The 13,154-nt window shown below is 55.8% G+C and carries 16 protein-coding genes; 11 read left to right on the top strand and 5 right to left on the bottom strand.

The window, feature by feature from the left end; translation table 11 throughout:
• Positions 1–63 precede the first annotated feature (63 nt).
• The 4 genes from murI to AABZ39_06160 are packed head-to-tail and all read left to right on the top strand — an operon-like array spanning position 64 to position 3,979.
• The gene (gene murI, locus AABZ39_06175; GenBank protein MEK6794342.1) at positions 64–996 is read left to right on the top strand and encodes a glutamate racemase; all 933 of its coding nucleotides are present in this window, start codon (positions 64–66) and stop codon (positions 994–996) included.
• Complete coding sequence (locus AABZ39_06170; GenBank protein ID MEK6794341.1) at positions 993–1,964, top strand: SurA N-terminal domain-containing protein; 972 nt, start codon at positions 993–995, stop codon at positions 1,962–1,964. The genes murI and AABZ39_06170 overlap by 4 nt, the downstream gene beginning before the upstream one ends.
• Positions 1,916–2,599 (top strand): riboflavin synthase, encoded by a 684-nt coding sequence (locus AABZ39_06165; GenBank protein MEK6794340.1) that lies wholly within the window; start codon positions 1,916–1,918, stop codon positions 2,597–2,599. Before AABZ39_06170 ends, AABZ39_06165 begins: the two co-directional genes overlap by 49 nt.
• Before the next feature lie 33 nt (positions 2,600–2,632).
• Entirely contained in the window at positions 2,633–3,979 is a 1,347-nt protein-coding gene (locus tag AABZ39_06160; protein ID MEK6794339.1) for a hypothetical protein, read from the top strand.
• Between the two features lie 617 nt (positions 3,980–4,596).
• On the opposite strand, the gene AABZ39_06155 is transcribed toward AABZ39_06160, so the two are convergent.
• From AABZ39_06155 to AABZ39_06145, 3 genes are read right to left on the bottom strand one after another with little or no spacing between them, the layout of a single operon-like run.
• Positions 4,597–4,944 carry a hypothetical protein gene (locus tag AABZ39_06155; protein MEK6794338.1) on the bottom strand — a complete coding sequence of 116 codons (348 nt, stop codon included), beginning with the start codon at positions 4,942–4,944 and terminating at the stop codon, positions 4,597–4,599.
• Positions 4,945–4,998: 54 nt separating this feature from the next.
• On the bottom strand, positions 4,999–6,096 hold the full coding sequence (locus AABZ39_06150) for an AAA family ATPase (protein MEK6794337.1): 1,098 nt from the start codon (positions 6,094–6,096) through the stop codon (positions 4,999–5,001).
• 12 nt (positions 6,097–6,108) lie between these two features.
• The gene (locus AABZ39_06145) at positions 6,109–7,110 is read right to left on the bottom strand and encodes a LacI family DNA-binding transcriptional regulator (GenBank protein MEK6794336.1); all 1,002 of its coding nucleotides are present in this window, start codon (positions 7,108–7,110) and stop codon (positions 6,109–6,111) included.
• 339 nt (positions 7,111–7,449) lie between these two features.
• Here AABZ39_06145 and AABZ39_06140 point away from each other — a divergent pair, with 339 nt between their 5' ends.
• Entirely contained in the window at positions 7,450–7,749 is a 300-nt protein-coding gene (locus AABZ39_06140; GenBank protein ID MEK6794335.1) for a J domain-containing protein, read from the top strand.
• Positions 7,750–7,755: 6 nt separating this feature from the next.
• On the opposite strand, the gene lepB is transcribed toward AABZ39_06140, so the two are convergent.
• Positions 7,756–8,424 carry a signal peptidase I gene (gene lepB / locus AABZ39_06135; protein MEK6794334.1) on the bottom strand — a complete coding sequence of 223 codons (669 nt, stop codon included), beginning with the start codon at positions 8,422–8,424 and terminating at the stop codon, positions 7,756–7,758.
• A gap of 14 nt (positions 8,425–8,438) precedes the next feature.
• Entirely contained in the window at positions 8,439–9,146 is a 708-nt protein-coding gene (locus AABZ39_06130) for a DUF4159 domain-containing protein (protein ID MEK6794333.1), read from the bottom strand.
• A gap of 136 nt (positions 9,147–9,282) precedes the next feature.
• On the opposite strand from AABZ39_06130, the gene bioD reads away from it, so the two are divergent.
• The 6 genes from bioD to AABZ39_06100 all read left to right on the top strand — a co-directional run.
• Positions 9,283–9,969, top strand: a complete 687-nt coding sequence (bioD, locus tag AABZ39_06125; protein ID MEK6794332.1) for a dethiobiotin synthase — start codon at positions 9,283–9,285, stop codon at positions 9,967–9,969.
• Positions 9,966–10,616 carry a hypothetical protein gene (locus AABZ39_06120; protein MEK6794331.1) on the top strand — a complete coding sequence of 217 codons (651 nt, stop codon included), beginning with the start codon at positions 9,966–9,968 and terminating at the stop codon, positions 10,614–10,616. The genes bioD and AABZ39_06120 overlap by 4 nt, the downstream gene beginning before the upstream one ends.
• Positions 10,613–11,611, top strand: a complete 999-nt coding sequence (locus AABZ39_06115) for a hypothetical protein (protein MEK6794330.1) — start codon at positions 10,613–10,615, stop codon at positions 11,609–11,611. Before AABZ39_06120 ends, AABZ39_06115 begins: the two co-directional genes overlap by 4 nt.
• Before the next feature lie 129 nt (positions 11,612–11,740).
• Entirely contained in the window at positions 11,741–12,169 is a 429-nt protein-coding gene (gene ndk, locus AABZ39_06110; GenBank protein ID MEK6794329.1) for a nucleoside-diphosphate kinase, read from the top strand.
• On the top strand, positions 12,166–12,711 hold the full coding sequence (gene cyaB / locus AABZ39_06105; protein ID MEK6794328.1) for a class IV adenylate cyclase: 546 nt from the start codon (positions 12,166–12,168) through the stop codon (positions 12,709–12,711). The genes ndk and cyaB overlap by 4 nt, the downstream gene beginning before the upstream one ends.
• Positions 12,683–13,154 (top strand): A/G-specific adenine glycosylase (locus tag AABZ39_06100; GenBank protein ID MEK6794327.1); only part of this gene is annotated, 472 nt, incomplete at its 3' end. The genes cyaB and AABZ39_06100, both read left to right, overlap by 29 nt.

The raw sequence follows: 13,154 nt of genomic DNA, 5'->3' as shown, positions 1-13,154 counted from the left end.
GCTTCATTGGATATCTCCCGGCCATAGTATGGGAAAGACGCTCTATCGTCAAGGACCGGATAGATGATACTCCCCGGCCGCGCCGGAATCGAGGATTATCGTTCAGGGAAGATGGATTATCGTACCGCCCACCCATTGTATTTTCTGCAGGCTCGAATAAAATGTTTTACCTATTACAAGCCATCCGGTTTAGTATCCTGTCAGGAGATACCATTGTCGGCCATCGGAGTGTTCGATTCAGGTGTAGGCGGCCTTACTGTCGCAGAGGCCATACAGGCGGCGCTTCCCGCCGAGGACATCGTCTATATCGGCGATACCGCCCGCGTGCCGTACGGCAACAAATCGAAGAAGAGCATCATCGAATTTTCCTTCCAGAACGTCAAATTCCTGCTCGATAAAGGCGTCAAGATAATAGTAGTAGCATGTAACACCGCATCAGCGGCAGCGTTACCTGCGCTCGTCGAGCGTTTTTCCGTACCCATCATCGGCGTCATCGATGCCGGCGTCCGCAAGGCGCTCTCCCTCGGGGTGAAGCGCATCGGCGTCATCGGCACCTATCGTACGGTCATGAGCGGTGCCTACGAGACCGCGCTTACCCGCAGCAATGCGGTGACCGTGGTGCAGAAGCCATGCCCCCTCTTTGTCCCCATCATCGAGGAGAATTTCCAGAACCATCCCGCCGCCCGCCTTGTGATACAGGAATATCTTGACACCATGGCGTCGTCCATCGACGCGCTCATTCTCGGCTGCACACATTACCCGCTCATTAAAAGCGAGATCGCCCGCATCTATCCGTCGCTCACGCTCGTGGACAGCGCGACCGCCGTTGCCGAGGACGTCGACGCGCTCCTCTCTGCGCGATCGCTTCGCGCAAATGATCGCCCGGGGAAAAGCGCAAGCCATCGCTACTATGTCACCGACCTGTCAGAGAATTTCGTCGATATAGCACGCCGCATTCTCGGCACCGACACGACCATCGAGGAGATATCGTTATGAGCATCACCCGTATCGCAGCCATCGCCATTGCCGTATGCGCCATGGCATCAGCCGAGGTCATCGACCGCGTGCTCGCCGTCGTCAATGACGATGCGATAACGCTTGCGGAGTTCAAGAGCCGCCGCGATTTCATCCGCATGCAGATGCAGTCGTCCGGGAGAAGCGCGAACGACAACGCCGTTCTTGACGAGATGATACGCGACACCGTCCTCCGCCAGCAGGCAAAAAAGCACAGTGTCTCCGTGAGCGAAAGCGAGATCGATGCGCGCGTCAACGACATCATGAAGCAGAACCGCATACAGACGAAAGATATCTTCGAGCAGATGCTCAAGATGCAGACCGGCACGACCATGCGCGATTACCGCGAGCAGATGCGCTCGCAGCTCCTCGTACAGAACCTCTTCAGCATGGTGCTCACCGTGCGCGAACCCTCCGACGAGGAAGCGGAGGAATATTTCCGCGATCATAAGGAGGAGACCACGAACGGCATCTTCGCCCCGCGCACCGAGGTGCGTCTCGCCTGGATACAGATAGCCGTGCCCGTGAACGCGGAGTTCCGCGAAAAATCGCAGAAGAACGCGGTCGCGAACGAAGCACGGGCGGCAGCGGCAGCCGGCAAGGATATGAACCAGCTCGCACGGAAATACTCCGACGACACCGCGACAAAAATGAAGGGCGGTGAGCTCGGGACGTTCTCATCGGATAATGCCGTCGCATCGCCGGCGGCCATGTTCACGCTCGAGCAGGTCAGGAACGGGAAGGGCGTCGGCTGGGTGAGCGATATCCAGGAGGACAGGAACGGCTTCTGGTTCGTCAAGGTCCTCGAGGTAAAGCGCGGCGGAGCGCCCACTTTCCGCGATGTCAAAGCGAAGATAAAGAACGCGCTCTATTACAGCAAAGCGCAGAAAGAATTCGAAACATGGCTCGATCGCCAGGTCAAACGGGCGGCGGTCAAGAGAATGCTCTGACCGTGTTCACCGGCATCATCGAATGCGTCGGCCATGTGCGCTCGATAGAGCGGCGCGCCGGGGCAACATTCACCATAGAGGCGCCCATCGCATCCGCGCTTAAGGACGGCGACAGTGTCAGTATCAGCGGCGTATGCCAGACCGTATCGAAGACATCGCACGACGCCTTCTCGTTCTTCTCTACCGAGGCGACGCTGTCCCTGACCACGCTCAAGCATCTTACGCAGGGCTCAACGGTGAACCTCGAACGCGCCATGCGGGCGGATGGACGCTTCGACGGCCACTTCGTGACCGGTCATGTGGACGGTACAACATCGGTATTGACCATAGTATCGCGCCCCGATGCGAAGCATATCACCTTCGCGCTCCCCGCGGAATGGGCACGATATGTGGTACGGAAGGGGGCCATCGCGGTCAACGGCATCTCGCTCACCGTCTACGAGCGGACGAGCTCCTCGTTCACCATTGTCCTCATACCCTTTACCAGTGAGAACACCACCATGCCCGAACTCTCCGTCGGGGATACGGTCAATATCGAGCTCGATATGCTCGCAAAATACGTGGAAAGCCTCTTTTCCTCGAAGAAAGGCGGGAAAGACGACTATCTCAGACAGCTTCTTGCCGATGAAGGCTAAATAATAACGCTGCCGATGACGAAAATAATACCAATGAAGAAAGTCATAATTCTAGCCATAACCGTCAGCGCGTTCATTACCGCGCAGAATGTCATTACCGATGATACACGCCGCTCGACGAAGAAAACACCGCCGGTAACACCGCGCTCGTTCAACGACGACTTTTTCCAGTTCTTCGATTCCCCGGCACCGGCAAAAACACCGCTCACGAACACGAAAAGAACACAGATAGTCCAAACGGCGACCACCGCAACGGCTGCACCGGCATCGGTGGTCAGGACAAATATCGTGTACATAACCAATTTCATCACCAACAATGTCCTGCGCACGAACGTCGTCACCTATTCGACGGCCCTCAACGCCAATCCGCCGACCGCCGTAGAGCGCATGCCGCCGGTCACCGTAAAGCCCGAGACGAACAGCGTCAAACCGCCCCTCGATGTGTTAGCGACCCTGCCGTCGAACCTTCCACTCTCGGCGGTTTCGACATCGCGCACGAAGGAGATCCTTATTAAAGGTGAGGATTATGTGATGACGAACATCATCGTCGTCAGGACGAACCTCAGCGAATTGATACTCAATCCGTCCGACATCTTCTTCCGCGCGGTCGACGGGACCAATTTCGATATCTTCATTAAACGAAAGAACGAATATATAAACTCGGTACTGCTCTTGAACGAAGTTTCGGTCGACAATCCTGATAATTACGCCCTCAGGGCGACGAACTACAACAAGATAAACGGCGAGGAATGGCGCTACCTCGACGGAAAATGGCTCTCGAAGTCCAACGATATGTACTACCTCATCGATTCGAGCGTGGATAATCTGGAGACCGTCGGGTCGGTGTTCCGCATCCGCGTGCCGCAATACTGCGTGTACGGCTACGACAGGGACATCGCCGGTATCGCAAAAATGGAAAAAGGCCGGGAGCTCGTGGTGCGCACGTTCTCGAAGAAATACGGCGACTATACCGGCTCGTTCCAGGACAATCTCGTCAACATCCCGCCGAACATGATCGGCGATGAAGTACCGATGTTCACCTACGAAGGGAAGACCACGTACAGCGGCCTCATGGGACTTACGCTCTACTATCAGGATTTCAGCACCGATCGCGTGAACTTCATGATAATGGACAGCCTGTCGAAATCGCTCGAGTATGAACCGCTCACCGTCTATCGCGACGATACCGTACGCGACAGATCAGCCGTACTTCTCGAAGCGCGCGTCGACCGCACGAGCGGCAAGCGGATGTACAAGGTACGCGTCTATATCAACACGAAGACAGAACGCGTCATCAAGATAAATGTGTTCACGGACAAGGGAGAGAGCTTCACGCGCCCCATCGTCTACCGCATCGTCACGCAGGCAAAACCGGAATAGGTTACGCCTGCGGCGCGTCGCACCGCGGCATTCGTGCACTTATGCCATACCGTTACGGCAAAGCCGCCTGTCTGCACCGTTGCGCACGCTGACTCACTCCAACGGGGATCCACGATGGCGCGGAGGAATAACATCTATCCACGCCTTTTTTCCATGTATACATTCGGTCTCCCTTGAGCTCACTCACCCCATCCCCCAGCCCCTTCCCCTCTCTCACGGGGAAGTGAGAGAGGGGAAGGGGCGCGGAAGGAAAATATATCGTATCGTGTTCTGCACAGTAATTTTGATCCCGCTAACATTTTGTTCAAATAATTACTCCCACAACATTTTTCTGTACTACTTTATCTGCCTGCAAGCGCTGTGTTCGTACATTTGACTCTCTTACCATCATGATACATCCTTGATCTTCTCTTTCCTCTCCCCCCCTCTTACCCGCTCACTGATAAGTATACCAAATCTCTGGCAGCAATCGTCATGCAGAAGGATGGTTCATTCAGTCCTGCTGCAAATGCATGACTATATACACCATGAAAATTCATTGGAAGTAGTTGTGATCTCCCCCTCTCTCACTTCCCCGTGAGAGAGGGGGAGCCCTGAGGGGGTGAGTGTTCCCGCGCCTACTCCGCCGGCGGCTTCACCGCGGCGACATCGTCCATGCAGTATGCGGTTATCGCCTGCGGATGTTTCAGTATGATGTAGTTCTCCGATGCCTCGAGGTACTCTCCCTCGACCGTGCCGGGCATACCGTCGGGATAGGTCTTCGTTAATTCGAGGACGACACGCGTATTGTTACGGGCCTTCATGCCCGTCATCACCTTGATGAATTTCTCAAAGGTCATGATATCCCTCCACTCGAAGTAGCGCTTCATGCCGGACATGAAACCGTCATTGATCTCATCGTTCCGGCTTTCAAGATGTTTTCGTATGAGGAGCTTGCGCCGCACCTCGAGGAATGCACTTTCCATAGGCTCAGTATACGAAGGATTGCAGCAAAAGGCAATACAGCGGGCACGCGACGCTTACAGTCCTATCGACTTCATGAGCGCTTCGGTATCGATGTACTTATCGAACACGTCCTTGATGATCTCGATCTTCGCGCCGTCGCTCGGCTGCGTCTTCACCGTCAGGGAATACACCTGGGAAGCCACCGTATACGTATCCGACTTGGTGATGAGCACCGGGATGTTCGTTTTCTTGAGGAGCGAAATGATGCTCTGATGCGGCATGAAACCGCCCGTAAGCAGTATGCCCGCCACATGCATGTCATCTTCCTGGCCCATGAGATGCGAACTCATGGCGACGAGGATGTTGTCGTTGCGGTCGCCCGGGGTTATCACGAGCGATCGATTGGCGAGATACGCTATCGTGTTCTGCGGCTCCATGGCGGCGATGACGATGGTCTCGACATAATCGTTCATATGCTCGCCGTTGCAGAGCACTTCCGCCTTCGTCTTTTCCTTGATGTTGGCCAGATGCGGATAGGTCAGGAACGTCCGATACGGGATGAACCCGAGCGGTGCGAACCCCTTGTGCCGAAGGTCGTCGGACACGATCTCTTTTATCTTATCGTATTTGTCTTCGTGCACTTTATTGACGATGACGCCGAGCGTCTTCATCCCTTCATTCTCGAGCAGCGCCGCATTGAGCACGATCTCATCGATAGCGCTGCCGATGCCGCCCTCGGAGACGATTATGGGGCGGGCATTGAGCATTTTTGCGACTGTGGCATTTGAAAGATTGAATATCGATCCGACGCCGGAATGCCCCGTACCCTCGACGATGACGACATCCTTGTCCTTCGAGACTCGGGCGAACGCCTTTTCGATATCGTCGGTGAGATGCGCATACTTCTCGCGGTTCTGTATGTAATCGGTGGTGAACCCGCGCGGGATGGCGACCGGGCTCATCGATTTGAGATCGTCCGTAAGCCCGAAAATGTCGCGCATGAACACCGAATCGTCGTCGACCATGACATCGTCAACCGTGATATACTTCTGGCCGACCGGCTTGATGAAACCCGTCCTGAAACCCCGCTTCTTGAAGAAGTTCAAGATCCCCACGCTCGCCGTCGTCTTCCCGACGTTCTGCCCCGTCGCTGCGATGAATATCGGTACCATGGACGCTCCGATCTATGTCGTTTCCTTCTGGATGAACGCGGTGCTGATGCCGATGTTCTTCGGCTCCGGCGTGCCCCGCATGTGCGCGATGATATTGTCAACGGCGGCACGGGCGAATTCGTTTATATCGAACCCGACGGTGCTTATCCGCGGCGTATAATATTCGGAGATATCGGTATTATGGAAGCCGACCACGGCGATATCATCCGGCACCTTCTTGCCCCGATCGATGAGCGCGCGTATCGCCCCGGCGGCGGTGTAATCCGAGCTGCATATCACCGCGTCCAGCTGCATGCCGCTGTCGCAGATGCGCTTCATGGCCTCATAGCCGCTCTCGCAGGTGTCCTCCACCAGATACAGCGGCTTCTGATCGAATTCGATGCCGTTCGCCTTGAGCGCGAATTCGAACGCCTTGCGACGCTCGATGCCCTCATACACATCCTTCAATGCGAGCTGCACGATGCGCTTCTTCTGCCTGCTTACGACGAGATGATCGACCGCCTCGCATATGCCTTTCCTGAAATCGAGGAGGATATGGCTTACCGGATAGTCCGGCACAAAACGGCCGATGACCACGAGCGGCACGGGCCGCCGCATCGCTTCGCCGATGAAGGAATAATCCCCCGGTATCGGCAATACGATGATGCCGCCGACCCTCCGATTGATGAATTCCTTGATGAGCGTTTCCTCGAGAACGACGCTGTTGTTCGCGTTGAACGTCAGCACATCCATCTTACGACGCAGTATCTCGGCATTGATCGCACTGAAGAACAAATGGTTCACTTTTGAATTATCGGGGAGCAAGAGCCCTATCGTATCGCTTAAGCCCCGGGCAAGTGTTTTTGCGTTCTCATTGGGCGAGTAATTGAGCTTTCGGGCGCTCGCGAGCACACGACGCTTCGTCGCCTCGGTAACGTTGGGATTTGAATTCAACGCCCGTGACACGGTCGCTACGGAAAGCCCGGTATCGCGCGCGATATCGATTATCGTGTTCTGTTTTGTCGTATTGTCCATGCCCGTCACCCGTATCATTCTACGCTGAGGTGCATAAAAAGCAAGCCGGTACAGGCCAAAATCATCGCATAAGGATAAAGAGAACCACGGAGAAAAGGCCGAGAAAGAGTAGAAGGGCAATTGAACATTTTGACCCGAAAGATGAAGCATGCCGCGCATTATCCTCCATGTCTTTTTATTGCATTCTCTTGTGTTCTCAGTGCCCTCAGTGGTTTTCTTTTCTTACGTGATAATTCGGTGAGTGAATGACCGCTCCCAAAGGCATCGGATATACAGCGCTTCGGTGCGCTAAAAAGTATGCCTCATTCTGTCGATAATGTCAGTGCAGGTAATAGTATTATGAAAACCAAGACACATTATCAGGTATTGAACGTACGGGCAACGGCAAGCCAGAGCGAGATACGCTCCGCGTTCCAGCGGCTGGCGCTGACGCATCACCCCGACGTATCGAAACACCCCAACGCCGTCGATATATTCCGCGACGTGCTCGAAGCGTACAATACGCTCTCACGGGAACATACGCGTTTCGCCTACGATATCGCCCTTGACAGGATACCGTCATATTCGTTCGAGAACGCCCATACCAGACGCGACGGCATCGGCAACAAGCTTAAGACGATGTTCTCGTTCATGAAATAACGACCCCTACTTCACGAGCACTTTCCCCTCTATTGCCGAAAGCGGCTGGGGTCCGAAATCCCTGCTGTCATAGCTGTAATCGCGATTATCCCCAAGGAGATAATAGTGCCCGTACGGGACGACGAAGGCGGCTATCTCATCCCGCTGGCTCACCGAAGCGGGCAATATGCGTGCATCGGTGGTAAGCGTCGGCCATGTCTCCTTTAGAAGAACATCGTTCACATACACCCGCTTGAACCGTATCGATACCTTGTCCGTCGGGAGCGCCACCACGCGCTTGATGACAGCGTGCTTCGGGGCAAGGTCAACTCTCCCGAACGTGAACGCGTAGACCGGGAATGCCAGGAGCCGGACGAGCGCATGCGGCACAGGTTTTTGCGGATCATTGACGAGGACCACATCGCCTGTTTTCGGCTTTCCGAACGGTATCGTCAGCCCCGTTTCGCGCGACTGGATGAACGGCAGGCGTATGCCGTACGCCAACTTGAGCGTAAAAACCATATCGCCTTTCTTCAGTGCAGGCCGCATGGTATCGGATACCGCCCGTGACGGCTGTATCACGAACTCGGAAAGGCCGCCTGCCGCGAGGAATCCCATCGATACGCCGATGACAGCCCGGCGTATGAGGGCGAACATATCGCGCCGCGGTTTTCGCACATAGAATTCAGTTCCCATTGTTATTCCCGTCCTCAGTTCTCAAGTGCATACAGTATGACATTCACTCCCATACGCAGCCCCTCAAGGCGTTTCGCCTCTGCATCCTTGTGCACCTCGGGGTCGGCCCATCCATCCGCGATATCGGCATCGTACGCGTAGAACACGACAAGCCTCCCGCGGAGAAAGAGGCCGTATCCTTTCGGGGCGCCGCCCTCATGCACGTGTATCTTCGGCAGCCCCGCGGGAAAATCATAGCGCACGTGATATATCCTGTGGCTCCGCGGCAGTTCAACAAGATCCGATTCGGGTATGATACGTTTCATCTCCCGGCGGAACGATGCGTCCATGCCGTAGTCGTCGTTGGCGAAGATGAAACCGCCCGCCTCGATATATCTTCTGAGCGCGCGCACCTCATCCTTGGTAAAGGAGATATTCCCGTGTCCGTTCATGAACACCAGGGGGTGCATGTACAGCCCCGGATCGAGCGGCGCTGCGATGACAGGATCGTTCGCAGGGACGATAGCCGCCGATCGCGACAACAGCTGCATGAGATTCCTGACGCCGACCGTCCCTTCGTACCAGTCGCCGCCGCCGCCGTATTTGAGCACAGCGAACGTAAAGTCACTGCCCGGCTGTGCTGCAAGTAATGCGGAAACAGCGGCACCTATCACTATATACCGCAATGAACATCCGACCAGGCTCACGCGAAGCCGCGAAGCCGCGAAGAAGTGTGTCTTCACGATATTCTCATCCTTTGCGTCTTTGCGCGATCTCTCTCTTCATGCTGACGGTGATTATACATCAATCACGGATTTTGTGAACATACATGCCCCGTCTTGCCGTTGACAAAATATGCCCGGTACTTATAATCCGACCATGGGCTCATTGATCGTCACCGGTACCGGAACGAATGTCGGAAAGACCCATGTGTCCGCCATACTCGTTTCTCTCTTTGCACAGGCCGGCAAACGGACCGCATATTACAAGCCGTACCAGAGCGGCGTATACCATGACGGGAAACGACACGTCATACCCGATGTGGACTTCATCAAGCGCCATTCACCGCTCTCCGCCTCGGACATCCACGTGACCTACGCACTTACCCCGCCCCTCTCACCGTTCCATGCCGCACAAGCAATGGGCGTCGCGGTCACTTCGACCGAGGTCGCGCGCACGGCAGCATCCCTGTCGACGGCATATGATTCCCTCGTCATCGAGGGTGCCGGGGGACTGTACACCCCCATACTGAGCAACTATTTCTTCATCGATCTGTTCAAGGAGCTCGCCATGCCCGTCGTGCTCGTCGCCGACGCATCGCTCGGCGCCATCAACAGTACGCTCTTAAGCTGCGAAGCGCTCTGTCATCACGGGATAAAGATCGCCCTTGTCGTATTGAACCGCACCCGCACCGATGACGACGGCTCCGAATCGCACGCATGCTCATTCCTGAGCGATCAGATTAAGCCCACACCGGTATTCCTCCTCCCGCATATGAGCGGGCGTCTGCCGATACGCGAGCAGCTCTCCTCGCTCGACTGCTCTCTCATGGTATCGCTCGCATGAAACGCGCAGCACTCCTCATGCTCTCTATCGTGCTCATGTCATGCAAGACCGGCGAGAACGCAAAAGCGCTCGTCATCCCGCGCAACGAGAAAACGGCGCCCTCGACGAGCGTTAACCGTTTCATCCCCATCGATATCACCAATGTCTACATAGCGACGTTCGCCAATGAAACACCGTTAAGCCGCCTCGAGGACACGCTCCTCGACGATATGCGGCGCATACTCCCGGAAGCGAACGGACTTGTGCTCGCCGCAGCACCGCGCACGGCCGATCTCATCGTGAGCGGCATGCTTTCCTATCATTCCGTCAAAACGATATCGGAATCGCGGGCACGGGAGGCGGACCGTGTCCGTGAGTACCTCGCCGTCAATTTCTCGCTCTATCACCGAAAGACCGCGCAGAACCTCATCACGAACCGCGTCGTCTACTGCGTGTATTACAACCGCCTCACTCCGCCGGTGCGCACCCGGGAAGAGCTCTATGCCGACTTCTCATCGAACATCACGCTGCTCCTGAACGAATATGTCCGGTATGGGTTCCAGCGGACACAGTACGATTTCGGCGACACCCGGGCAGTACGCATGGGGGATGCGGGCATGCTCTATCGGCTCTCGACGGTATCGAACACCAATGCGAGTGAGCGATGAAGCCCGACATCATACGCACTGAGCGTGATTACAACATGCTCATGAACGAATTCCCGCGAATGAAGCTTTCCGGCATCATCGTGCTCACCGGCAGCGAAACGCTCTTCAAGAAGAAGTTCATCCACGCGGTCGAAACACGTATATTCCCGGAAGATGCGGGCAGGGATTTCAATCACACCGTCATCTACGGCGAGGACGCCGAGCCCATCGCCGACGTCTGCAACACCGCGCCTATGGGACACCCCATGCGCCTGGTGGTCATCCACGGGTATGAACAGGGCAACACGGATGGTGTCATCGAATATGCCTCGCACCCGTCATCAGCAACGCTCCTCATACTCGATACCGATAAGAAGCTCGCCGATGACGTTCTCCACAAGGAAGGTCTCGCCGACATACGCTTCATCGATTTCCCCGAACCGGACGAACGCGATATACGGGAGTGGACGGTGCAGTACTGCCGCGCGCGCGGGAAAATGATAAGCAAGGACGCCGTCAATTACCTGGTCGACAATATGCGCCTCGGGTATCACGACATGGAGCAGGAACTCGTCAAGATAATCGACTTCCATGCGGACAAGGAGCTCATCGACATCGGCGGCGTCAAGGACTTCACGCATACGACGAAAATGGACGTCGGCTTCGAATTCGCCGAGGCGCTCCTCGCAAAGGATGCACGGAAGGCATACACCCTCCTCCGCCGCACCGACCGTTCGCTCCCCGAACTCGCCGGGCTCGTCTTTTACAAATTCCTCAACCTCCACTACATCGTCCTCTACGGGAAAGCATCGACGCAGGAGATAGCGAAAGCGGCCAAGGTGAACCCCTGGGCGCTCGAACAGGACAGGAAATACGCCGCGACTATGACGCTCTCGCGGAGCGCATGGCTTCTCGCCGAGATACAGGAATTGAACCGCGTCCTCGTGAGCACACCGAAGAATATTCAGCGGGCGTATTTCGATACATTCATCTTTTCCGTCACCAGGGCTTCGTAATTTCGCCCTTCTTCATATTCTCATCTTCCTCTGTGCCCTCAGTGGTTTCTCCCTTCTCCCGGATTTCCGTGTTGCGCGTTTTTGACAAGATAGAACACAGGTGATATACTCCTCGAAACAGGAGAAACTATGCCGCACGAAAGAACGTTTTCCATCATCAAGCCCGACGCCGTCGGCAGGAATATCATCGGTCCTGTCATCGGGCAGTTCGAGCGCGGCGGACTGTCGGTAGCCGCAGCGAAGATGATACGGCTCGACACTGCGAAGGCCGAAGGCTTCTATGCCGAACACAAGGGAAAGGAATTCTATGACCCGCTCATCGTATTCATGACGAGCGGTCCGTGCATTGTCCTTGTCCTTGAGGGCGAGGATGCTGTCCAGAAAAGCCGTGCGATAATGGGGAAAACGAATTTCGCCGAGGCGGGACCGGACACGATACGCCGGCGTTTCGGCACGAGCATCCGGTATAATGCCGTTCATGGGTCGGACTCTCCCGCAAGCGCTGCGCGCGAAATAACATACTTCTTCGCACCCGGCGAGATCTTTTCACGCGCATGACCGCAACAACGGCATGCGAGATCGAGCTTAAGGCGCACGTACGCGACGTCGAACGGGTACGCGCGTTCCTCAAAGCACACGCGGTATTCAGGAAAAAATACTTCAAACGCGACCGCTATTTCTTCCATCCGCCGGATGAATCGATGGATTCGCTCCTGCGCCTGCGCAATGCGAACGGCTCGCATGTGTTCACTTCGAAAAAACGTCATATGGAACGCAGCGTGGAGATAAACGAAGAGACGGAGATGTCCGTCCGGAAGAACGATGCGCGCAAGATCGTGCGCTTCATCACGGGCGTTCTCGGATACCGGGACTATGTCATCAAGGAGAAGAAAGGGCGCGCGTACTCATACCGCGGTGTCCGTATCGAGCTGTCCGAGGTCAGTCCGCTCGGCCATTTCGTCGAGATCGAGATACTCGACGGCACATCGTCGGCGGAGGAACAGATAGCGCTCCTCCATTCCATACTCGCCGACCTCGGCATACCGGAAAGCGATATCGAAACAACACCCTATGTCGCACTCCTCCGCACGCCGCAGTAACAGCGCTGCGATACGCCGGTTCAGGACAACCGTCTATCGATATTTCCTTGCACACAAGCGCGATCTCCCCTGGCGGCACACGCACGACCCCTACCGTATCCTCGTCTCGGAGATAATGCTCCAGCAGACGCAGATACCCCGCGTCATCGAGAAATACGGGCAATTCATCCATCGCTTCGGGACGATACGTTCGCTTGCCAAGGCGCCGCTCTCCACATGTCTCACGGCCTGGCAGGGGCTCGGGTACAATCGCCGCGCCGTTTTTCTTCATCGGCTTGCAAAGGAGGTCGTTCGCGCGCATAGCGGAGAGATCCCCCGCTCTGTCGAAGCGCTCGAGACGCTCCCGGGCATCGGCCATTACACGGCGCGTGCGGTCTGTGCATTCGCTTTCAATATACCGTCCGTGTTCATTGAAACGAACATCCGGAGCGTGTTCATCCATC

Source organism: Spirochaetota bacterium (assembly GCA_038043445.1).
Taxonomy (GTDB): Bacteria; Spirochaetota; Brachyspiria; order Brachyspirales; family JACRPF01; genus JBBTBY01.
This window is presented reverse-complemented; position numbering and strand designations above follow the sequence as displayed.